This is a genomic window from Metabacillus litoralis, from assembly GCF_003667825.1.
In the GTDB taxonomy this organism is placed as follows: Bacteria; Bacillota; Bacilli; order Bacillales; family Bacillaceae; genus Metabacillus; species Metabacillus litoralis_B.
On the sequence record NZ_CP033043.1, the window covers coordinates 3,513,995 to 3,536,182 of the forward strand.

Annotated in this window: 20 protein-coding genes; 9 read left to right on the plus strand and 11 right to left on the minus strand. The window is 36.9% G+C overall.

Annotated elements, in window-relative coordinates:
• Positions 1-99: 99 nt before the first annotated feature.
• The gene (locus D9842_RS17360; RefSeq protein ID WP_121663592.1) at positions 100-1,083 is read right to left on the minus strand and encodes an ABC transporter substrate-binding protein; all 984 of its coding nucleotides are present in this window, start codon (positions 1,081-1,083) and stop codon (positions 100-102) included.
• 113 nt (positions 1,084-1,196) lie between these two features.
• Positions 1,197-2,750 carry an AraC family transcriptional regulator gene (locus tag D9842_RS17365; RefSeq protein WP_257535892.1) on the minus strand — a complete coding sequence of 518 codons (1,554 nt, stop codon included), beginning with the start codon at positions 2,748-2,750 and terminating at the stop codon, positions 1,197-1,199.
• Between the two features lie 127 nt (positions 2,751-2,877).
• Here D9842_RS17365 and D9842_RS17370 point away from each other — a divergent pair, with 127 nt between their 5' ends.
• Positions 2,878-3,924 (plus strand): FecCD family ABC transporter permease, encoded by a 1,047-nt coding sequence (locus tag D9842_RS17370; RefSeq protein ID WP_257535893.1) that lies wholly within the window; start codon positions 2,878-2,880, stop codon positions 3,922-3,924.
• On the plus strand, positions 3,924-4,955 hold the full coding sequence (locus D9842_RS17375; protein ID WP_121663593.1) for a FecCD family ABC transporter permease: 1,032 nt from the start codon (positions 3,924-3,926) through the stop codon (positions 4,953-4,955). The genes D9842_RS17370 and D9842_RS17375 overlap by 1 nt, the downstream gene beginning before the upstream one ends.
• Positions 4,956-4,999: 44 nt before the next feature.
• On the opposite strand, the gene D9842_RS17380 is transcribed toward D9842_RS17375, so the two are convergent.
• Positions 5,000-5,323 carry an antibiotic biosynthesis monooxygenase family protein gene (locus tag D9842_RS17380; protein WP_121663594.1) on the minus strand — a complete coding sequence of 108 codons (324 nt, stop codon included), beginning with the start codon at positions 5,321-5,323 and terminating at the stop codon, positions 5,000-5,002.
• Positions 5,324-5,465: 142 nt separating this feature from the next.
• Between D9842_RS17380 and D9842_RS17385 the strand changes: the two genes are divergently transcribed.
• Entirely contained in the window at positions 5,466-6,677 is a 1,212-nt protein-coding gene (locus D9842_RS17385) for an MFS transporter (protein ID WP_121663595.1), read from the plus strand.
• Between the two features lie 101 nt (positions 6,678-6,778).
• Here D9842_RS17385 and D9842_RS17390 read toward each other — a convergent pair whose 3' ends face one another.
• Both D9842_RS17390 and D9842_RS17395 read right to left on the minus strand, forming a co-directional pair.
• A complete protein-coding gene (locus tag D9842_RS17390; RefSeq protein ID WP_121663596.1) occupies positions 6,779-7,375 on the minus strand; it encodes a class I SAM-dependent methyltransferase in 597 nt (198 codons plus the stop codon).
• Between the two features lie 11 nt (positions 7,376-7,386).
• Positions 7,387-7,797 (minus strand): Lrp/AsnC family transcriptional regulator, encoded by a 411-nt coding sequence (locus D9842_RS17395; RefSeq protein ID WP_121663597.1) that lies wholly within the window; start codon positions 7,795-7,797, stop codon positions 7,387-7,389.
• Positions 7,798-7,927: 130 nt separating this feature from the next.
• Between D9842_RS17395 and D9842_RS17400 the strand changes: the two genes are divergently transcribed.
• The 4 genes from D9842_RS17400 to D9842_RS17415 all read left to right on the plus strand — a co-directional run bounded on the left by D9842_RS17400 (position 7,928) and on the right by D9842_RS17415 (position 11,757).
• Positions 7,928-8,689, plus strand: a complete 762-nt coding sequence (locus D9842_RS17400; protein ID WP_121663598.1) for an MBL fold metallo-hydrolase — start codon at positions 7,928-7,930, stop codon at positions 8,687-8,689.
• A 525-nt stretch (positions 8,690-9,214) separates the two neighbouring features.
• Positions 9,215-9,523, plus strand: coding sequence for a PadR family transcriptional regulator (locus D9842_RS17405; RefSeq protein ID WP_121663599.1), 309 nt, complete (start codon positions 9,215-9,217; stop codon positions 9,521-9,523).
• A 19-nt stretch (positions 9,524-9,542) separates the two neighbouring features.
• On the plus strand, positions 9,543-10,730 hold the full coding sequence (locus tag D9842_RS17410) for a chromate transporter (RefSeq protein WP_121663600.1): 1,188 nt from the start codon (positions 9,543-9,545) through the stop codon (positions 10,728-10,730).
• A 205-nt stretch (positions 10,731-10,935) separates the two neighbouring features.
• Positions 10,936-11,757 (plus strand): STAS domain-containing protein, encoded by an 822-nt coding sequence (locus D9842_RS17415; protein WP_251403919.1) that lies wholly within the window; start codon positions 10,936-10,938, stop codon positions 11,755-11,757.
• Between the two features lie 104 nt (positions 11,758-11,861).
• Here D9842_RS17415 and D9842_RS17420 read toward each other — a convergent pair whose 3' ends face one another.
• The 3 genes from D9842_RS17420 to D9842_RS17430 form a co-directional block, all read right to left on the minus strand.
• Positions 11,862-12,200, minus strand: a complete 339-nt coding sequence (locus tag D9842_RS17420; protein ID WP_121663601.1) for a DUF1048 domain-containing protein — start codon at positions 12,198-12,200, stop codon at positions 11,862-11,864.
• Between the two features lie 14 nt (positions 12,201-12,214).
• Complete coding sequence (locus tag D9842_RS17425) at positions 12,215-12,541, minus strand: PadR family transcriptional regulator (protein ID WP_121663602.1); 327 nt, start codon at positions 12,539-12,541, stop codon at positions 12,215-12,217.
• 197 nt (positions 12,542-12,738) lie between these two features.
• Complete coding sequence (locus D9842_RS17430) at positions 12,739-14,208, minus strand: SulP family inorganic anion transporter (RefSeq protein ID WP_251404030.1); 1,470 nt, start codon at positions 14,206-14,208, stop codon at positions 12,739-12,741.
• 367 nt (positions 14,209-14,575) lie between these two features.
• Here D9842_RS17430 and D9842_RS17435 point away from each other — a divergent pair, with 367 nt between their 5' ends.
• Positions 14,576-16,024: a SulP family inorganic anion transporter gene (locus tag D9842_RS17435; RefSeq protein WP_121663604.1), complete on the plus strand. Its 1,449-nt coding sequence runs from the start codon at positions 14,576-14,578 to the stop codon at positions 16,022-16,024.
• A gap of 14 nt (positions 16,025-16,038) precedes the next feature.
• A complete protein-coding gene (locus tag D9842_RS17440; RefSeq protein ID WP_121663605.1) occupies positions 16,039-16,458 on the plus strand; it encodes a universal stress protein in 420 nt (139 codons plus the stop codon).
• Positions 16,459-16,529: 71 nt separating this feature from the next.
• Here D9842_RS17440 and D9842_RS17445 read toward each other — a convergent pair whose 3' ends face one another.
• From D9842_RS17445 to D9842_RS17455, 3 genes are all read right to left on the minus strand, one after another.
• Positions 16,530-18,251 (minus strand): alpha-amylase family glycosyl hydrolase, encoded by a 1,722-nt coding sequence (locus D9842_RS17445; protein ID WP_162987477.1) that lies wholly within the window; start codon positions 18,249-18,251, stop codon positions 16,530-16,532.
• 157 nt (positions 18,252-18,408) lie between these two features.
• A complete protein-coding gene (locus D9842_RS17450; RefSeq protein ID WP_121663606.1) occupies positions 18,409-20,781 on the minus strand; it encodes a glycoside hydrolase family 31 protein in 2,373 nt (790 codons plus the stop codon).
• 15 nt (positions 20,782-20,796) lie between these two features.
• Complete coding sequence (locus D9842_RS17455) at positions 20,797-22,128, minus strand: alpha-amylase family glycosyl hydrolase (RefSeq protein WP_121663607.1); 1,332 nt, start codon at positions 22,126-22,128, stop codon at positions 20,797-20,799.
• Positions 22,129-22,188: the final 60 nt, after the last annotated feature.

Genomic DNA, 22,188 nt, shown 5'->3' on the forward strand with positions numbered 1-22,188 from the left:
TTTCACAGAGTCTATAGTCCTACTAATTGAAAATCATTCTCATTAGGTGAGGGAAAAATAGTCTTCCTTTACAGAAGACTACATTTTCAAAAGTGATGATTATTCACCTAATAATAATGTTTCAATTTCTTTCAAGCCTTTTTGACGTTCAATCGGATCCCAAAAGCCCCAAGTAGTTGTAAGAGTATGTACTTTATCATTTTGTACTGCTCTTAGGTTTTTCCAAACTTCTCCTTGAGTAACAGAGTCATAGTATTCTCCACTATTAAAGTAAGTAACATCAATAATGTGATCAGGATCATATTTTACTAGACCTTCAATCGAAATATTTTCACCAAAATCTTCAGGGAGGTTCTCAGTTGGTTTTAGTTTTAGATCATCAAATAATAATGAGTTCGTTGCATGATTTGTTGTTCCATATACACGAATGTCCTTTTTATTGATACCAACTGCCATGAAGGTTTCTTCCCCAACCTTCTCACGAATACGATTTCCGATATCTTCTGCTTCTTTTTCTAGATCTTCAATTACCTTTTTACCCTCTTCTAATTTACCAGCTGCTTCAGCTACTTTTAGGTGATCTTCCTTCCAATCTCCGCCTACCTCAACAACAACAGTAGGAATTGTCTCAGCTAATGCATCGTACAATGGTTTGTATCGATCACTGATAATTAATAAGTCAGGGTTAAGCTTTACAATTTCTTCCGTATTTATTTCATCTGCATATGGCAGAGCTGTTACACCAGCTAATTCTTCTGTTAAATGTGGTGGGAATTCATTGTCATATGCCATAACAGCATGTGGTTTTACCCCTACAGATACGAGTGAACCTTCCCATGAAACATGTGATAAAAGCACAATTTTCTCTGGGTTCATCGGTACTTCTGCTTCTCCGTATAAATGCTTAACTTTTCTTGTCTCCGCTACTTGCTCTTCTTGCTCTGTCTCGTTTACTTCCTCTGCTGCTTGTTCTTCTTTATTCTCTTCTGCATTAGAAGCAGTTTTTTCTCCATTACCGCATGCTGTTAATACAAGTAAAAGCAGCATTAACATCATGCTCCATGAAGCTAATTTCTTTGCCATGAGCCTTCCTCCTAACTGATAATGAATTTCATTTATGATGATAACAATTATCAATTAAAGCGAACATGGAGATTTCATCCTTTTTACATGGACGAAATACACACCTTACTAAACTATGACATTAATTTTGAAGCTTTAAAGCTTGAGCTAAATTGAAGGAGCATTTGTTTCCTGCCTATTGGTCCCCAAGGATCCCATTCGTGGCTCTTAGGATAATAAACTTCCTTATTTTTAACAGCTTTTATTTTCTTCCATTCCTTTGATTGAACCACTTTCCATACATCTTTTTCATGACTCCAAAGGATAAGCAGCTTGTCAATATTTAATGTGGCAAGCTCCTCTACTGTTAGTAATCGATATCCGCTAGTAGGCAAATCAGGATGAGGCTCAAAGCCCAGCTTTTGATATAACAAATCAAAACAAGCATGATGGCTGTGGCCATAAAGACGAATTTCATTTTGTCTAATCCAAATAACCGCCCATTTCCCTTTACGCGTTAAAGGACAGAGTTCATCCTTCACCTTTGACTCTAAGCAAGAAATCTCCTGTTCAATTTTATCCACCATACTCTCTCTTCCAAGCAAGCTTGCAATCTCGCGAAGATAGTCGTTCCATTCCGTTTTGAATGAAATATGCTGAACTCTTTGTTGATGTGATAGCAACACAGCTTGTACCTCTCCATTATGTAACGGCGTTTTTAAAATGCGGTCCGGCTGTGATTGAAGAATTTCCTCCGGTTTAAACATCTTTTCTGCATTTAGTAAACGTGTTCCTTGTAAATGATGTTCTAGATAGCTTGGAAGCCCACTACTCAAAGGATAAACGGATGGATAGAATGGAGCCGCTACAGGCTGTATGCCTAATGACAGCAAATGATCCTGTAAAAACATTTGACTCACAACCGCAATTCTTTCCTTTGACTTTTTCATAAAAATGGTAGGAGCCTCTCCTACTTTTTGTTTAAAAAGACGACTAAAATAAAATTCATCCTGTAACCCGATTTTCATCGCAACATCTTTTGTTGTAATCCCCTTATTTTGAAGCATCAGCGCTTTCGCAGTTTGTATTCTTTCCTCCATTAAAAACTCTTTAGGTGACATTCCTACTCGCTTTTTAAACGCACGTGTAAAAGAATTTGGTGTCATATTTGCCTTTTCAGCTAGTGTTGCTACCGAATATGGATTGGCTACATTCTTTCGAATTAACTCAATCATTTCCTCAATTTGATCCACTTCAGCATAATCTGTTAACAAAGATAAGATCGTCCAAACTGCAGATTGAAATTTACATTGAGCCGATAACGACTCCCCATTTTGTAACCGAATCGCTTCATCCCATAGTGACACCATCTTTGCTGGCAATTGATCAGCTAGGCGAATGGACAAAACATTTGAAAGGTTTTTTACTTCCTTATCCCATGACAGCATATAAACTATTAAAAGCTCAGAAGATGTGGATAGAAAATGACAGTCTTCTGTTAGGAAATAACTTTTACCTTCTTTAAGAGCTTCCTGTTCTCCATTTTTCGTTAAAAACCCATGACCCGAAGCAATGTACATAAGGTTAATATGCCCGTTCATGATGTTGATTGACTCAACACCTCCATCCCGAACTTTTAACATATCAAGCTTAAAATGATGAAGTTTCGTCAAAAGTAACTGTGACATAAAAGCACCTTCCTTATTTTAGAAAAAGAATTGACAAACTGAACGTAACAATAGTAGATTAATAGACAATTACGACAGTAAATGAAAATGATAATCATTTACGCGAAAAATAAAAGGAATGATTCTGATGAAAAACCATTCAATGACTGAATTAGCATGTGATACACCATCTCAATCTGTGAAGCACAATAACGCAACAGTAGTGAGTTTAGTTGGTCTGCTTTTCATTTTTATTAGCTTAATTGTTTCCATTGGTCTTGGAGCAGTTTGGATAAGTCCTGCTGTTATCATAGATTCTTTTTTTTCGTTTCAAAATGGAAATATTGAGCACCAGCTTATCCGAGAAATCAGGATTCCGCGTGCTCTAACGGCTGCTTTAGTCGGGGCAACCCTTGCAGTTGCAGGAACAATCATGCAAGGACTTACACGAAATCCACTTGCTGATCCTTCTATTATTGGAATTACACATGGTTCTGGATTAGCCATTGCGATTTCTCTTGCGTTTGTAGGATCAGGATCTTATTGGGTGCTTCTTCTTTGGTCATTTGCAGGATCAGCGATTGGTGCATTTTGTGTTTTAGCCTTCTCGATGATATCAAGAGACCGCATCTCTCCTGTAACACTTACTTTAGCTGGGGCTGCCTTGAGTACCCTTTTTAGTGCCTTATCAACTGGTATCGCGCTTTATTTTCAAGTATCCCAAGACCTTAGCTTTTGGTTTGCTGGAGGATTATCAGGCACAAAATGGCTTCATGTTTTCATTCTCCTTCCCACCGTTATCATTGGTCTAACACTAGCATTATGGATAAGTCGTTCGCTCACCATTTTAGCTATGGGAGAAGAGGTCGCTACAGGACTTGGACAATCTTATCAAAAGGTTCGTTGGATCGGATTGATCAGTGTTATTTTACTGTCAGGTGCTGCTGTTTCAATTGCTGGTGCAATCGGGTTTATCGGACTTGTGATTCCACATGTGATTCGGTTGCTTGTTGGTCCCGATTACCGTATATTGCTACCGCTTAGTGCGATTGCTGGAGCATTTCTTCTTGTTGTGGCAGATATCGGCGCCCGAATGATCAACCCACCTTTTGAAACACCTGTTAGTGCAGTTACTGCCCTTGTCGGGGTACCATTTTTCCTTTATCTATCACGTCAGAAAAGGGGGTATATGTAATGGACTGGAAAGAAGCATTACTTCAATCTAAATTATGGCTATTACTACTTACATGCTTGATTCTTAGCGTTTTTATAATCAGTCTTTCAACAGGAGTTTTGCCCATTTCACTCAAAGATATCGTTGCGACACTTTTAGGAAATGGAACACCTCAACAAGAACTTGTTTTGTATCAATTAAGATTACCGCGAATGATGATTGCACTATTAATTGGAGCAGGACTAGCACTATCAGGAGCGATTCTCCAAGGCTTATCACGTAATTCATTAGCCGACCCTGGCATACTAGGCATAAATGCAGGGGCAGGATTAGCTGTTGTATGCAGTATTTTTCTATTTGGACAATCCAAAGGCAGCATTCTTTCTTCTACCTTTTTTCTACCTGTTTTCGCGTTTGTAGGCGCTTTAATTATTGCACTCTTAATCTATAGCTTTTCTTGGAAAAATGGAATTGACCCTGGCCGTCTCCTCCTCATGGGACTTGGCTTTAATGCTTTATGTGGGGCATTATTAATCATTTTCCAATTAAAAATGGACCCAAAGGATTTTCAACAAGCAACGATATGGCTGACAGGTAGCATTTGGGGAGCACAATGGCCATATGTATGGGCTTTGCTACCTTGGATTCTACTCTTAATTCCTATCTCCTTTTTAAAAGCAAGATCAATGAATTTGCTTCAATTTAGTGAAACTGTTCCACATGTTCTTGGACTAAAGGTTGAGTCTGAGCGCCGGTTTTTATTAATTCTTTCAGCAGCATTAGCTGGAGCATGTGTAGCTGTTGGTGGTGGCATTGCATTTATTGGACTACTAGCACCTCACCTCGCCCGCCGACTATGTGGAGCAAATTATTTCAGCATTTTACCAGTTTCCGCTTTAATCGGTGCCCTTCTTTTACTTCTAGCGGATATGATTGGAAAAAATCTCTTAGCACCAGCTGATATTCCAGTTGGTATTGTGATCTCTGTCATCGGAGCTCCATATCTCATTTATATGTTGCTTACGAGAAAGGGAGTTGGCTTGAAAAGCTAAATAAGGAGATCGCTCATCAGATAATAAGCGATCTCTTTCTCCCTTTATGGGCTTGTATATTCTTTCTGTCCAAGTACATAGTACAAATCTTGACAACTATCTAAAATGAAGGAAGGAGAAGGTTTTCCACGATTTTCCCGGTGTCCAGCTAGGTGAATCTCACTTGTTTCCCATGCCTTCCATGCGCTTTCTGATTCCCAACGAATGAGAATCATCACTTCTTCATTACCTTTTCGTTGCTTTTTCTTGCTAACACTCATATCAATAAAGCCCGGCTGCTTCTCAATGACTCCCTCCCCTGCAAAACGCTCGACCATCTTCTCCGCATGACCCTCTGTAACAGTGATTGATTTTTTCTGGATAAAAATGTTACATCTCCTCCTTAATCATTGTGTGATCTTCTGTTATTATAAATAATAATGATAATCAATTTCAATAAGAGAATGATTGATTAGTAAAATATATACATATGAAACGTAAAATTCTACGAGAATGTGAGGCTTCTTACTTATGAGAAAAAATAGAAATGTGTGGATTTTGCTAACAGGTGAGTTTGTAGCAGGCTTTGGGTTATGGCTGGGGATTATCGGTGATCTTGAGTTTATGCAGGATAAGGTATCTTCTGATTTCTTAAAATCTCTTATTCTTGTAGCTGGTATTTTTGCAGGAATAATCGCTGGTCCACTTGCGGGAAAGATTACAGACCAATATAACAAGAAAACCATCATGCTCTACTCTGGCATTGCCCGACTCATCAGTGTAGCTTTTATGTTTATTGCAATTGAAACAGGCTCTGTATGGTGGATGATTGCTTTTCTCGTTTCTATTAATCTTTCGGCAGCCTTCTATTTCCCAGCATTGCAAGCAACTCTCCCTCTTGTTGTGGAGAAAAAAGATTTATTGCAGCTTAACGGAATACATACAAATGTTTCTACCCTATCCCGCATTCTTGGTACAGCCGCTGCTGGGATTTTCTTAAGTGTAATGTCACTTTGGACGCTTTATTTGTTGGCGTTTATCTCTTATGTTGTTCTTTTTATTCTTACATGCTTCTTAAAAGTAGATGAACAAAAGTGTAAAGCTCAAAGCATTAAAGAAGACGCTGCTTCAAATGGACAAGGATTTAAAGAGGTGTTTCCTCTTATAAAAGGTCAGCCTCTTGTCCTCATGACACTTGTTTTAACGATCGTACCGATTCTGTTTATTGGGGGCTTTAATCTAATCATTATCGCGATAAGTGAAATCCAAAACAATCCCTCAGTAAAAGCCTGGCTATATGCTGCAGAAGGAATTTCCTTTATGCTCGGTGCTTTTTTCGTTAAAAGGTATGGGAACAAGTCTCCATATGCTACGTTATTGTTCTTTTCTACTATTATCGGGATTTCTCAACTAGTCCTCTATTTTACAAACATGCCGATTATAACAGTTGTAGCGTTTATTTTATTCGGCTTTTCAGTAGGCACTTTCTTTCCAACTGCAGCGACGATCTTTCAGACAAATGTTCCGAGTGACTTTCATGGTCGATTTTTCTCTTTCAGGGGAATGTTTGACGATTTCACCTATCACATCGTTTTAGTCGCAACAGGACTTTTATTAGATATCATCGGATTTCAACAGATGACTGTGATCTTTGGTGTGCTGTCACTCCTGATTACGGGTTGTTTTTATATGAAGTTTAGGAATGGGGATAGAGAGAATTCTTTATTTAAAGAAGCTGGGTGATGTAGGAAAATGTATGTTATAAACTCTATCTAAATAGCAGGCTATCCCATCTTGAGATAGCCTGTATTGTATAAACCTTATTCTTACTAAGTAAACAACTATCACTTAACACTACTAGCTAGAAACATCGAAGCATCCTGATTCATAAAAATACGCTGTCCATGGTGAAATGTCTTCATGTCAACTGATTTAAATCCTACTTCATGTAACATCTCTTTCAGTTCTTCATGTAAAAAACCGTTATGAACCTTCGGATGATGAATGTGATCGTTTTTGTCAAAATCGACAATAATGAGCTTGCCACCTTGATTTAAAATGTTGAACAATTCTTGTAGTATTTTTTTCGTGTCCGGAATATGAAGAAGGACCAGTAACATGAACACGATGTCTGCCTTAAGCTCATGAGTTTCTTGAGTAAAATCTGAATAAAGTACCTTTGCGTTAGTGATTCCTTTATGAGATATTTTAGCTTTCGCGACCTCCAGCATTTCTTTAGATGAATCAACCAACAAAACAGAATCTACTAAATCTGCCATTTCTAAACTAACAAGACCAGTACCACTTCCATAGTCTAGTAAAGATTTAGAATGGCTATTTTGTAATTCTGTTCTCACTTCCTTCACGATCACTTTTGCTAATTCCATTCTTTCTTCTGTATCATATCTTTTGGCCATCTCTTCAAAAACGTTATGTTCCATGTTACACTCCCCTATTTATTAATCACAATCGATAGTTTGTAGTTTGCATGCTCGTTTAATGCTTCTAAAAATTGATTCATATGTTCATTGGACGTAAATTTGCATTCAAGTAAGTAACAGCCTTCTCCACTAATTTTATAATTATTTAGGATATATTGATCATGAAGCTTAATGAAAGAAAGATACGGTTGGTGATTAATGCTTTGGGTAATGATCGTAATAAAAGCATATATATGATAACCTAATTTACCTTGGTTCACTTTAATCGTATATCCTTCAATCACTCCACTATCCTCTAGCTTCTCCACTCTTGCTGAAGTAGCTGGTCCTGTTAAATGGACTTTCTCGCCCAGTTCTTTCATTCTAATTCGGCTGTTCTTGGAAAGTTCATCAAGAATTTTTAAATCTGTGTGATCTAACAATTGATTCAACTCCTTTCATTATTAAAGTAAAAAGGCCAAAAGAGTTTATTTATTCTATGTATCCGTGATTAGCTTATATTTTAGAATATACATTGTAGAAAGGAATTTATAAAGAAAAGGAGTTTTTCACATGAAGATAAATACAATACGAAATGCGACGATCATTGTTGAATATGCCGGTAAAAAATTTTTAATAGATCCAATGTTAGCAGAAAAGGGAGCTTACCCACCATTCCCAAATTCACCAAGACAAGATCAGCATAACCCTTTAGTTAGCTTACCTACATCAATTGAAGATATGATCAACGTAGATGCGGTTATTGTCACCCATCTCCATTATGATCATTGGGATGAAGCGGCAAAAGAGGCATTGCCAAAAGATATGAAAATATTTGCCCAAAATGAGGAAGACGCAAAAGAAATTCAAAGCGCTGGTTTTCAAAACGTAGAGGTTCTACAAGAGAATACAGTCTTTGAAGATATCAAATTAATCAAAACAAAAGGTGAACATGGAAGAGGCGAAATCTTAAAATTCACTGGTTTCGTATGTGGTGTTGTTTTCAAACATCAAACTGAGAAAACGCTATATGTTGCTGGAGATACAGTGTGGTATGAAGCCGTTCAGGAAGTGATCAACACACACAAACCAGAAATTATTGTAGTAAATGCTGGTGATAATCAATTCTTTGAAGGCGGTTCTCTTGTTATGGGAAAAGATGATGTTTTTGAAGTTTATAAAGCAGCCCCTACCTCCAAGATTATCGCAGTCCACATGGAGGCTGTAAATCACTGGGGTTTATCGAGAGAAGAATTAAAACAATTTAGTAAGGAAAAAGATATGACATCTAACGTTTTAGTACCTGATGACGGTGAATCTTATCTATTTAAATAGGAGAGAAGAGATTGGAGGTACTCCTATTATCATCTGTATAGCTTATTAAGAGTCTGTTGAGGGGGCTTTGAACTTTGGATCAAATCCTCCTTTTATTTTTTTGTTTTTCACTGTTATTTTATAGAAAGGTTATGCATGCCACATGACATAACTCCCCTGCTTTTCCTTAAATTTCATTATAAACGAAGCAAAAAATACTGCCTAAATTTAAAAAGGTCATTTATCTTCGATTATGGACGTTTTATCTTCGATTACAGTGAGTTTATCTTCGATTATCAGAATTTATCTACGATTTTCCCCATTTTATCTTCGATTCTACAATTTACTACATATTTCGCCATCTACGAATCACAATCGAAAACTTCTTATACAGCGCTACATCATTATGAAATTTAGATCAATATCAATGTTAAGATTTTGTAAATATAACTGCGAAGTTATTGCAAATAATTTTTTCATGTTATAGACTTTCGTTATCGAAAATCGATATTGTATATTGATATTGAACTTTCCGGAGGTGATTGTTTGGAAGACAAAGTGTTACGCAAACTATTTCTCGGTTTTATCCACATTCATATTTTGCATCATGCCAAAGACCACCCGATCTATGGAGTTTGGATGGTCGAAGAATTAAGAGAGCATGGCTATAATATCAGTTCTGGTACTCTTTATCCCATTCTACATTCTATGGAATCAGATGGGTTATTAGAAAAAGAAGAACGAAATGTTGAGGGAAAAATTAGAAAATATTACACAACTACGGAAAAAGGAAATGAAGTCCTAGTTGAGGCTAGAAAAAAAGCTTACGAGTTATTTAAAGAAATAAAAGATTAAGAAAAGAAGGTGAGTTTTTATGAAGAAACAAAATTTAAGTTTTAAAGCACTTATGGAAATACTTTTTATTTCTACAAGGCTTGGTTTAACCTCATTTGGAGGTCCTGTAGCTCATTTAGGTTACTTTCACAATGAGTATATTCGTAAAAGGAAATGGTTGGATGAAAAAAGCTATGCTGACTTAGTTGCCCTATGTCAGTTCTTACCAGGTCCAGCAAGTAGCCAAGTGGGGATTGGAATTGGCGTCATGAGAGCTGGCGTCTTAGGAGGAATTGTCTCATTTATTGGTTTTACCTTGCCATCTGTTATTGCTCTTATTGTTTTTGCATTGATTCTTCAAGGGGTAGATGTAGCAGATGCAGGCTGGATACATGGGTTAAAAATTGTAGCCGTTGCCGTTGTGGCACATGCTATTTTAGGAATGGCACAAAAGCTTACTCCTGATTTAAAGAGAAAAACTCTCGCTTTATTAGCATTAGTAATTACCCTTTTATGGCAAACAGCTTTTACGCAAGTCGGTGTTATTCTACTTGCTGCTTTTATCGGTTTTCTATTGTATAAAGAAAATACCAATACTGATGATGCTGATTTACAAGTACCTATTTCAAAGCCTTTTGCATTAGTATGCTTATCGTTGTTTTTTGGACTTCTCGTCCTTTTGCCAATTTTGAGAGAAACAACAGCATTAAATTGGATTGCCATGTTTGATAGCTTTTATCGTTCAGGTTCTTTAGTATTTGGTGGTGGTCACGTTGTTTTACCGTTACTTGAACGTGAATTTGTACCAACAGGATGGATGAGTGAAGAAGCTTTCTTAGCTGGATACGGTGCTGCACAAGCTGTACCTGGCCCACTCTTTACATTCGCTGCCTATTTAGGGGCCGTAATGAATGGTTGGCAAGGAGGCCTTTTAGCCACAATTGCGATCTTTTTACCAGCATTTCTATTAATCTTTGGTACACTTCCATTTTGGGACGCTTTACGTCGAAACCCTAAAATCAAAGGCGCTTTAATGGGAGTAAATGCTGCAGTAGTTGGCATTTTAATTTCTGCCTTCTATCAACCAATCTGGACGAGTTCGATATTAGCTCCAATTGATTTTGCACTTGCTGCAATTCTTTTTACCATGTTGGTGTATTATAAAGTTCCACCTTGGATCGTCGTTATTACAGGGGCAATTGGTGGGTCATTAATGACACTAATATAAACAAAACGACCTCACAATTTCACACCATGTGGGGTCCTTTTTTAAAGTTTCCTTTTTAACTATGGTCTGCTGTTACTAAGAAAGAACCACTGCTTTTTCTGTTGTAATTTAGGCCAAAGAATCCGTTTATTTTTCTCAAATACTATAATAAAATGAAATTAGGCAGTAGAATTCAAAAAATTTAAAGCATATTGGGGGGATTACAGTGGAATTCTTCTACCATGAATCATATCAATTAAAAGATTTTTTTGAGAAAAACATTCAAAGCTTCGAAGAGTTGCTTCTTTCTGAAGCTGTTAATGTAAAAGATATGATTGATGACATTTTACATATTGGAAATATCGATCTAGTAAATAATGCTAAGATTCTTGTTTTCTATATTATTGACCGAAAAGAAAAAGAGCTTCGACAGTTTGCCAAACATGAAGGTATTGCTTGGGCTACTCATTCAATTGACCTATCATTTAAATTAGAGTGGGTGCAAGCCATTCGTCGAACAATTTGGTTTCTAATTAAAGAGTATAACAAGTTAACAAATGACAAAATTATTGAAAACTTTTTTACTCTTGAAAAAGAAGTAAATAATCAAATTGATGACTTTTTAAATGCCTTTTTTATTAGTTACTCTACATATAAGGATTCTTTGATTAAGGCACATAGAGAGCTAGTCGAGAATTTGTCTGTGCCGATCATCCCAATCAATTCCTCCGTCTGTATATTGCCACTAATTGGTGCCATAGATGAATTTCGCACACATATTTTAGAAGAAAAAGTACTAACTGAAATTGGAGTGCTACGCATTCAAACATTAATTATTGATTTATCCGGTATTGCCGATATGGAGATTGATGTGATTGAACATTTATTAAAAATAATAGATGGTGCAAGTATGATGGGATGTAAATCAGTTATTACTGGTTTACGAGTAGAAGTTGTGAGAAAAATGATACACCTTGGTATCTCATTTGAACAAAAATCAAAAACATTGGGAACACTGCAACAAGCTTTAAGTGAATACTTACATTAATGGACTAAAGAGGAGGATCTTAACATCCTCCTCTTCCTTTTTAAATGCATGTTCAAAAGTTAGCTTATATGGAACTTCCTTTCGTCTCGTGTTTGCAAAACCATTTATCCACGACCAACCGTATCGTTCAACTTCGTGCGATACTTATCCGACCACGTTTTCGTATCCTTCACGAGTTCATCGCAGAAAGAAGCCACGTCTTCACCTGTGAGGTCAGTGACTTTCTTGCCTTCTGCTGCACCTTCCTCAAAAAGGTCGATGATTCCATTAAAGATACGGCTGCATTCCTTCCATTCAGTAGGACCACCAGTAGTCCACATATACTTTTGAATGGCTTTATAAGCGTTATGATACTCACTTGGAAGTGCCTTTGCACGTGCCTCCATCGCATTCCATTCTCGCTTGTCTTCCAGACTTCCGATCATTTTTTCAATAATATTCATATTGTTTCTCCTTTTTATTTTATTTTTGTTTTGAGTTCGTTAATTTTACTCGAGACAAATTCCCATTTCTTCCAAAAAGTTTCAAGATGCTCTTGACCTGCTGCATTGAGTGTGTAAAATTTTCTCGGCGGTCCCATATTGGATGGCTTTTTCTCGATGTTCACCAAATTGTTTTTTTCAAGCCTCATGGTAATCGTATAAACAGTGCCTTCAACCACATCAGTGAATCCAAGTTCTCGCAGCTGTTGCGTGATTTCATAGCCGTATGTTTCACCACGGCTGATGATCTCAAGGACGCAACCCTCAAGCACCCCTTTCAGCATTTCTGTAATATTCTCCAAAGTATTCCCTCACTTGTATTTCAATATATTTTCTTAAACACTGTGTACCTTGTGATACAGATATTCAGTATTACTTACTACCTGTATATAGTAATACTGAATACCGTTAATTGTCAAGGTATAGATATTATGATCAAGTTTTATAGCTCATAAAAAAACATCAAATCATTTCGATTTGATGTTTTTATCACTATTCTTTAATGGTTTGCGACTTTACTTAAACCGCCTGGCTTATTATGAACAGCAATTCTCTCTATTAATTTGTTACTTTCTGTATTCACACCAATAAGGTTAACCTTCACACCATTTTGATGATATTTAATAATGACTTTATCGATAGCACCTACTGCCGAATCGTCCCAAAGGTGAGCATTTGTTAAATCTAAATCAACTTCTTTTACATTTTCTCTATAATTGAAGCTTTCAACAAAATCAGTAACAGATGCAAAGAATAGTTGACCAGAAACACGGTATATTTTCTTGCTAGATTGATCTGAGGATAAGCTTGTAATCTTCACCTTAGAAATTTTAGATGCAAAGAAAATTGCACTTAAAATAATTCCAACAAGAACACCTTTAGACAAGTCATGTGTCATAAGAACCGTGATCACTGTTACAACCATAACGATTGTATCTGTTAATGGTACCTTATGAAGTGTTTTTAATGATGTCCAGTCAAAAGTTCCGATTGATACCATAAACATAACTCCTACAAGAGCAGCCATTGGGATTTGAACTAACAGGTCATTGAGCAGTAGGATTAGGACCATTAAGAAAACACCCGCTACTAAAGCAGATAAACGTCCTCTACCACCTGACTTCACATTAATTACCGATTGTCCAATCATTGCACAACCGGCCATTCCGCCAAAAAATCCTGACACAATGTTTGCAATACCTTGCCCACGAGCTTCTTTATTTTTGTCACTGCCTGTATCTGTCATATCATCTACGATTTGTGCTGTTAATAATGACTCAACTAACCCAACAATGGCAATTGATAAAGAATACGGGAAAATGATTTGTAATGTTTCAAAAGTAAAAGGAATATCAGGTATTAAGAACATCGGTAATGTTTGAGATAACTCACCCATATCTCCTACCGTTCCAACATTACTTCCTGTCATTACAGCAATAATCGAAATCACAACAATTGCTACTAAAGGTGATGGCACCACCTTAGTAAAACGAGGTAAAATGTAAATAATAGCTAGAGCACCTAGAACCATTGTATACATTGGCCAAGATTCACCAACAAAATGAGGCAATTGTGCAGTAAAGATAAGGATAGCCAAAGCATTAACGAAGCCAGTCATAACCGAACGAGGCACAAATTTCATCAATCTGCCTAATTTCAAAATCCCCATTACGATTTGAATAATACCAGTTAGAATGGTTGCTGCAAGTAAATACTGCAATCCATAGTCAGCAACTAATGTTGTCATAAGCAGAGCGGTCGCACCAGTTGCGGCTGAAATCATTCCGGGACGTCCGCCGACAAATGCTATTGTTACAGCAATACAAAATGAGGCATACAACCCAATCATAGGATCAACACCGGCAATAATTGAAAATGCGATAGCCTCAGGAATTAAAGCGAGCGCTACTACGATACCTGATAAGATGTCTCCTCTGATATTTCCAAACCAAGAATATTTAATTGTCATATTCTCCAAAAAAAATCCTCTCCTTTTTCACTTTTATTTTTTAATGACTTTCAACTCTCATGAAAGTCGGGTCCGTTATTAACAAAAAGCATTATATCTGTTTTTTATGGTTTTGTGAAATTGTAGGTAAGCGTATACATAAATTAAATACTCTTTATTTCTCCGGTTCTCAAACAAATACAACTAAATGCCAAAAAATAAGTGTCGGTAACTTTTTACATTGAGTTGTTTAAAAGATATGTCACCCTGATAATCATATCGTATTCTTCTTATCCTCATCGTAAAAGAGCAGAGTTGAAGATAAATCCTTATGTGTTTTCACCAACAACCTGCACATACTAAATAGAGGTTTAAGGAGGCGAATGAAATGGAACAAGTATCATATAGAGAGTCTTGGTTTAGAAATATAAAAGGAGATATTCTATCTGGCCTAGTAGTAGCTCTAGCGTTAATTCCCGAAGCCATTGCCTTCTCTATTATTGCAGGTGTTGATCCAATGGTAGGACTTTATGCATCATTTACGATCGCCGTAACGATTGCGTTTGTTGGCGGAAGACCTGGAATGATTTCTGCTGCAACAGGGGCAATGGCACTTCTGTTTACGGAACTAGTAAGAGATCACGGCATTGAATATCTCCTTGCAGCTACTATCTTAACTGGTGTTTTGCAAATTCTATTTGCTGTCTTTAAGTTAGCAAGATATATGAAATTTATCCCAAGATCCGTCATGGTTGGATTCGTTAATGCTCTAGCGATTTTAATTTTCACCTCACAGCTACAACACTTTGTAGATGAAACATCGATAATCTACGTTTTAGCTGGTGCTACATTATTAATCATTTACTTATTACCCTATGTAACGAAGATCGTCCCATCAACCCTAATAGCTATTATAGCGGTCACAGCTATTGTCATTTTCGGTGATATACAAGTAAGGACTGTTGGGGATATGGGTGAATTAACACGCACATTGCCTAATTTCTTAGTTCCAGACGTACCATTCAATTTTGAAACTCTAGCAATTATTTTTCCTTACTCACTTGCTTTAACCATTGTTGGTTTATTGGAGTCTCTTCTCACCGCTTCTATTGTTGATGATATGACAGATACTCCAAGTAATAAAAATGTAGAAAGCAACGGCCAAGGTGTAGCGAATATTATCACTGGTTTTTTTGGAGGAATGGCAGGCTGTGCAATGATCGGGCAATCGGTTATAAACATAAAATCTGGTGGAAGGGGACGGCTTTCTACCCTAGTTGCCGGGATCTTTCTAATGTTCCTAATCATTTTTCTAGGAGATATTGTCGTTCAAATACCAATGGCTGCATTAGCTGGTGTGATGATAATGGTATCAATCAGTACGTTTGACTGGAATTCAATTCGAACTCTGCATTTAGTTCCAAGAAGTGATGCTATTGTGATGATTGTTACTGTTTCTACCGTTATTTTCACACATAATTTAGCTATCGGGGTTTTCTCTGGAATCTTATTAAGTGCCATCTTCTTCGTATCGAAAATATCTAGAATACGTGTGGAAAGTAACTTAAAGGGAAATAAAAGAATATACCATATAAATGGTGAATTATTTTTTGCCTCTGTCACAGAGCTGTTAACACAATTTGATTATAAAGAAGAAATTTCATCGGTTGAAATCAATCTCAGTCGTTCTCACATTTGGGATGACTCTGGTGTAGCTGCCATAGATAGGATTGTTTCTAAATTTGAAGAAACCGGAAAAATTGTAGAAGTAACAGGATTAAATGAGGAGAGTACAGAATTAGTTGAAAAACTAGCAAATAAACTAAGCTCTCATTAAGGAGGTAGAGAAGAATGTATAAAAGAATTTTATTAGCATCCGACGGGTCCGAACATTCTAAACGCGCAGCCGAAAATGCCATTCATATCGCACAATGTAGTAAGGGCTCCAAAATTGATGTTGTGTACGTTGTTGACCCTGATCGAGCTAAATCAGATGTTCTTAGTAACTGGAATTCAGTTGATATTAACGATCAGCGCAAAGAACGAATGAAGGAAGTGGAAAAAAGGGCACTAGAAGCAGGAGTATCTTATGAAATTAAGATCCTCCACGGTGAACCCGGACCAACAATCGTCAAATATGTAAACGATAACAATATGGATATCGTTGTGATCGGCAGTCGTGGCTTAAATGGCCTTCAGGAGTTTGTATTAGGAAGTGTCAGTCATAAAGTAGCAAAAAGAGCGAATTGTCCTGTGTTGATTGTGAAATGAAAAGGAGAATAGGATGACTAGATTCTTCTTCATTTCCTAGTCATCCCTATTTGCAAAGATAAAATACCTTTTTACTTAACTATAATTTTATAGTCCCACGGTTCTAAGTTAAACAGTTGCTTACTGTTCATTTTAAAGAGCTTATTCGAAGGATATAAGTGATATTTCCCCTCTAGTGAGCTACCTTCTACATTACCAGAAACAGGTTCTGGTGAAAGATTCATAACAACAATGACCTTCGATTTACCTTTTACTCTTTCAAAAGCAAGAATACGTTCGTCAGATGTTTCAAAAAAGTTCGTCTCTCCACCAGCTGAACCATTCCATAATGCCTGATGTTTCTTTTTAAGTCGAACTAGATCTTTGTAGAAATCTTGCATAGTTAAGTCTTCCCACGAAATTTCATCTTTATCAAAGAACGCTAATCTTTTATTCAGTCCTGCTTCTTGACCAGAATAAATTAACGGTATGCCTGGTAAAGTAAAGGTTAGGGCAGCCATTGTTTTTTCGGCTTCTCCGAATAACTCTTGTGTCGTACCTTCCCATGAATTTTCATCATGATTTGTCGTCCAATGCATCGCATAAGAGCCAGTTGGATACAGTCGTTTCATTTTATTCACATAAAACTCTATATTATTTGCACTCTTATTTCCTGCCGCAATATCTCTCATCGTATGAGAAAGCTCCCAGCCATAGTTGAAGTTGAAAGCATTTTTTAACAAATCATATTCAACGTTATCTTCTGCTAACATATAAACTGGTTTAATTTTATCAAGTTCTTTACGTGCGGTTTCCCAGAAGTCTACTGGTACACCAACTGCGTAATCAGCACGATAACCATCAATATCAGCTTCTTCTACCCAATATTTCATTGCATCGATCATCGCAGCTCGCATGTTAGCATTTTCATAATTTAAATCGGCTACATCCAACCAGTTTGTACCCGGTGGATGAGTGATATTTCCTTCGTCATCCAATGTGTACCATTCTTTATTTTCTGTCCAAACATGGTCTTTTCCTGTATGATTCGCGACCCAATCAAGCATCACTTTAAAGCCCATATCATGTGCACGATCCACTAATCTTTTAAAATCTTCCATTGTTCCAAATTCTGGATTAATCGCTTTATAATCCTGGATGGCATAATAGGAGCCTAATGTTCCAATTCGCCCCTCTTGAGAAATAGGATGAATCGGCATAAACCATAAGACTTCTACTCCTAGCTGCTTTAATCGTGGTAAATGCTCTTCAAATGCTTGAAAGGTTCCTTCTTCTGTATATTGTCTTACATTCACTTCATAAATGGTTGAATTCTCCGACCATTTAGGGAAATGTGCGTTACTATTTTCAACTTTGACTGTAAGATCTGGCGAGGTATAAACATAGTCGTCTCCCTCTGTAATATACACTGAGTCATATTCATTTAGTTTTGTAAATGCCTTGCTATCCCCGTCTTTCTCTCCCGTTTCCCGATTAACAACGATGAAGTTGATTACCCCTGGATTTTCATTTAATTCAATATCAACATATGCTCCATGCTCTCCTATTTGCTCATTTGAAAAAGGAGTAGCACCTATTGGCCAGCCACCTACTTGATCAGAAGGTGTCGCAACATCTCCCCATAGCCATAGTCCCCATTTGTCGTAATTTTGATCTTCTCTTTCATAATGAATTCTGATTGTAGAATCTGTCGTCTCAGCTGAAGCAGTGTTGTGATAAGAAAAGGACAAAATCGAAAACAACATAATTGCCATCATCATCAGTACTACACTTTTACTCAAACACTTTTTCAATCCACCCACTCCTCTACTTTTTACTAGCCTTTCTAGGTGTTTCACAATCTTATTGTTTGCGCTTTCTATTTTCCGGTAATCACCTCCCTAAAAAACGAAATGATTTGTCTAGTAGTTCTCGCAAATTAATACGAGGATCTTTTAGGCAAGTGATCCTTTAAATATCTAAGTTAATACGAATCTTTTCCCTTCCATTTTCAATAAAGTATTCAGGTGAAATACTCTCTCCGTTTATGAAAACTTCCTTCTCTTCAAGAGATCCGTGTATGATCAATGTCCATTCTTTCCAATCAGGCTGATAGTTTCCTCTATTTTCAATCGTAAATTCTACCCTATTGGCATGGAATTCACAGGAAACATGTTTCTCTAAATAGTGACCTTGTTCATAAGAAAATGTTTTTCCATCATCCTCATATAAAGCATACTTTGCCTTACCATGAGTAGTTGGGTACAAATGAATTTGCAAATCCTCTTCACGGTGTTCTGTAGATTGTTTAATAGAACCATGAGCTATGAATGTTCCTTCTTTAATAAAAATTGGTAACGTATCAAGATTTGCTTCTACTAAAATATGTTGATTGCCTTCACTGATTTCACCAGTCCAATAATCAATCCAATTTCCTTCAGGAAGATAAACAACGCGATGGAATGTATCAGGCTTTGTAATGGGAGCGATGATGACATTATCTCCAATCAAAAATTGATCAGATAAGTTGAAGGTATGACGGTCCTTTGGGTACTCCATAAATAATGGACGCATTACTGGTACACCTGTTTTGCTTGCTTCTTGAAATAAAGTATAAAGATGTGGCAGCCATTTATATCGAAGCTGGATATATTTTTTAACAATTTCTTCAATACCTTCACCAAATGACCATGGCTCTTGGCGGATACTTTCAAGAACGCTATGATTACGGAAATAAGGAGTAAATGTCCCAAATTGTGTCCAGCGTGCTAACAGCTCACCTGTTGTATCGTGTGCAAACCCACCTACATCCGGTCCAGTTAAAGCTACACCGGAAATCCCAAGATTCATACACATTGGGATCGCCATTTGTAAATGCTCCCAGAAGCTTCTGTTATCACCAGTCCACACAGCAGCATAACGCTGCACTCCAGCATAACCAGCACGCGTTAATAAAAATGGCCGCTTTCCATCTAGTAGGTTTTTCATCCCATTGTAGGTTGCTTCTCCCATATAAAAACCATATAAATTATGCATTTCTCGGTGAGATTTCAAGCTTCCATCTTGATTATGCATCACTTTAGTATCCATTGTTTTTGTTTCATTAAAGACCGCCGGCTCATTCATATCATTCCAAATGCCTTCAATCCCCATATCTGTATAAAATTTATGTTTTTCTCCCCACCATGATCTAACTTCACTGTTTGTAAAGTCAGGGAATGCACTATTTCCTGGCCAAACATCTCCATGATAAATGTTTCCGTCAATGTATTTACAAAAATGGTCACCGTGAATCCCCTCTTGGTAAATGGAGTATTCCGGATCTTCTTTCACGCCTGGATCAACAATTGGTACAACATGAATGCCCGCATTTTTTAAGTCTTTCAAAAGCTGTTCTGGATTCGGAAAACGATTCCTATCAAATGTAAATACTCTGTAACCATCCATATAATGAATATCTAAATAGATGGCATCCACCGGTATCTTTTTTTCAAGAAAAGAAGTAACAAGTTCCCGTACTTCCGCTTCTGTTTCATAACTATAGCGAGACTGATGATAACCTAGAGCCCACTTTGGCGGAATATCCATACGACCTGTAAGTGTTGTATATTGTTCTAACACATCCTTAGGTGTTGGACCTACCATCACATAATAATCTAGCTCTCCACCTTCAGCAGAAAACGAGTAAATATCACGTTCTGTTTTCATATCAAAGATTGATTTGAATGGATTATCAAAGAAAATACCATGTGCAACCCCTTTGTTTAAGGTCATAAAAAACGGAATTGATTGATAAAGCGAATCGATCTCTGGATTATGTGGAGCAAATACGTCACTATTCCACATCGTCATCTTTTCTCCACGTTTATCTAAAAAGCTGGTTTTTTCACCAAATCCATAGAAATGGTCATCTGTTTTCATTTCCTTAAAGCAAATCACTTCTTTATTCTCGTTATATCCCATACCACGTGATGTTTCTTGTACTAGTAATCGCTCATCCCGATCGTAGATTGAGATACGGAAGGGTACACGCGATATGTTTAATGATAGTTTTGAAGTATGAAGATTAATTGTTTCTTCTGTTTCACTCACTGCTATATCTACAGTTTCTGGTTCCGTTACTAAGGCAAAGCTACTTTCCATCGTAGGTGGTGAAAATGGATTCATTACAACTCTGACAATTTCTTCTCTATAAAATTGAATATTCACAAACCCCTGTTCACAAACAAATGAATAAGTATTATCTATTCTCGTAAAAGAATTCAAATTTCCAATGTCGTGATAAGGAACACCTTTCATAGACTTTTTACTGCCCGGATGTATAGCAAAGCTCGTATCTTGCATGTAAAGACCTCCTTATTATTTTTGTATCAAAACATAAAAACCCCAAGGTTCAAAATCAAAAGTATGTTCTTTCGTTAACCTGAAAGGAGAATGACCGAAGTACAGCTTATAGCTACCTGCTAATGAGTTATTTTTTAGAGTCGCAGAAACATGGTTCTGTGATAAGTTAACCATCACTACAACCCTATTCTTCTCCTTTACCCGTTCAAACATGAAAATACGTTCATCTAATGACTCCAGAAAGTGTGTGTCTCCTCCATCATGACCATTCCAAAGAGCAGAGTTTTCCTTTTTCAAACAAATTAGCTCCTTATAAAAGGCTTGCATGGTAAGATCATTCCAAGAGATTTCGTCTTTTTCAAAGAACTCCAATCTTTTATCAAGTCCAGCTTCTTGTCCGGAGTAAATCAATGGAATCCCTGGTAAAGTAAAGGTCAATACTGCCATCGCTTTTTCAGCTTTACCGAATAATTCTGATGTGGTACCTTCCCAAGAATTATCATCATGATTTGTAGTCCAATGCATGGGGTACGTACCTTGTGGATATAACCTTCCCATTCGATCAATATAATCCTTTATATCACTTGCACTTTTTTCTCCTTTAGCAATATCCCGCATAATATGATTGAGTTCCCAACCATAGTTTGAATGAAAGGCTTCATCTAGTAATTCATAGAATCTATTATCCTCTGCTAACATATAAACCTGTTTGATCTTATCCAGTTCTTTACGAGCTTTCTCCCAAAACTCTACTGGAACACCACCGGCATAATCAGCACGATACCCATCGATATCTGCTTCTTCCACCCAAAACTTCATAGCACTTAACATTGCCGCACACATATCTGGATGATCATAATTTAACTGAGCTACATCATGCCAGGTCGTTCCTTGTGCTGTTGGCGAAAGGATTTCTCCATGGTTGTTTGTTTTATACCAAGTTTCATTCTTCATCCATTCAGAATCCCATCCTGTATGATTTGCCACTAAATCTAATAAAATCTTAAATCCCATTTCATGTGCTTTTTCTACTAATCTCTTAAAATCATCCATTGTTCCAAACTCAGGATTAACAGCTGTATAGTTTTGTACAGCATAGTAGGAGCCTAGGGTACCAGCCCTTTTTTCTTTGGAAATAGGATGTATTGGCATAAACCAAAGAATATCTACTCCTAAATTTTTAAGCCTTGGAAGATGTTCTTCAAACTCCTTAAACGTTCCTTCAGACGTATATTGTCTTACATTTACTTCATATATGACGGCATCTTTTCCCCATTCAGGATATTGAGCTTTATTTTCCTTAAACTCCTCTTCATTAATCACTTTGTTACGATCTGCTATACTCACTCTTTCTCATTCCTTTCGAATTTGAAGTATGAATATGAATAAAACAAGTTAAAGTCTTTC

Coding starts and splice junctions, on each gene's coding strand:
- D9842_RS17360 (WP_121663592.1), bottom strand. CDS start 1,083: ATGGCAAAGAAATTAGCTTCATGGAGCATGATGTTAATGCTGCTTTTA.
- D9842_RS17365 (WP_257535892.1), bottom strand. CDS start 2,750: ATGTCACAGTTACTTTTGACGAAACTTCATCATTTTAAGCTTGATATG.
- D9842_RS17370 (WP_257535893.1), top strand. CDS start 2,878: ATGAAAAACCATTCAATGACTGAATTAGCATGTGATACACCATCTCAA.
- D9842_RS17375 (WP_121663593.1), top strand. CDS start 3,924: ATGGACTGGAAAGAAGCATTACTTCAATCTAAATTATGGCTATTACTA.
- D9842_RS17385 (WP_121663595.1), top strand. CDS start 5,466: ATGAGAAAAAATAGAAATGTGTGGATTTTGCTAACAGGTGAGTTTGTA.
- D9842_RS17390 (WP_121663596.1), bottom strand. CDS start 7,375: ATGGAACATAACGTTTTTGAAGAGATGGCCAAAAGATATGATACAGAA.
- D9842_RS17400 (WP_121663598.1), top strand. CDS start 7,928: ATGAAGATAAATACAATACGAAATGCGACGATCATTGTTGAATATGCC.
- D9842_RS17410 (WP_121663600.1), top strand. CDS start 9,543: ATGAAGAAACAAAATTTAAGTTTTAAAGCACTTATGGAAATACTTTTT.
- D9842_RS17420 (WP_121663601.1), bottom strand. CDS start 12,200: ATGAATATTATTGAAAAAATGATCGGAAGTCTGGAAGACAAGCGAGAA.
- D9842_RS17430 (WP_251404030.1), bottom strand. CDS start 14,208: ATGACAATTAAATATTCTTGGTTTGGAAATATCAGAGGAGACATCTTA.
- D9842_RS17435 (WP_121663604.1), top strand. CDS start 14,576: ATGGAACAAGTATCATATAGAGAGTCTTGGTTTAGAAATATAAAAGGA.
- D9842_RS17440 (WP_121663605.1), top strand. CDS start 16,039: ATGTATAAAAGAATTTTATTAGCATCCGACGGGTCCGAACATTCTAAA.
- D9842_RS17450 (WP_121663606.1), bottom strand. CDS start 20,781: ATGCAAGATACGAGCTTTGCTATACATCCGGGCAGTAAAAAGTCTATG.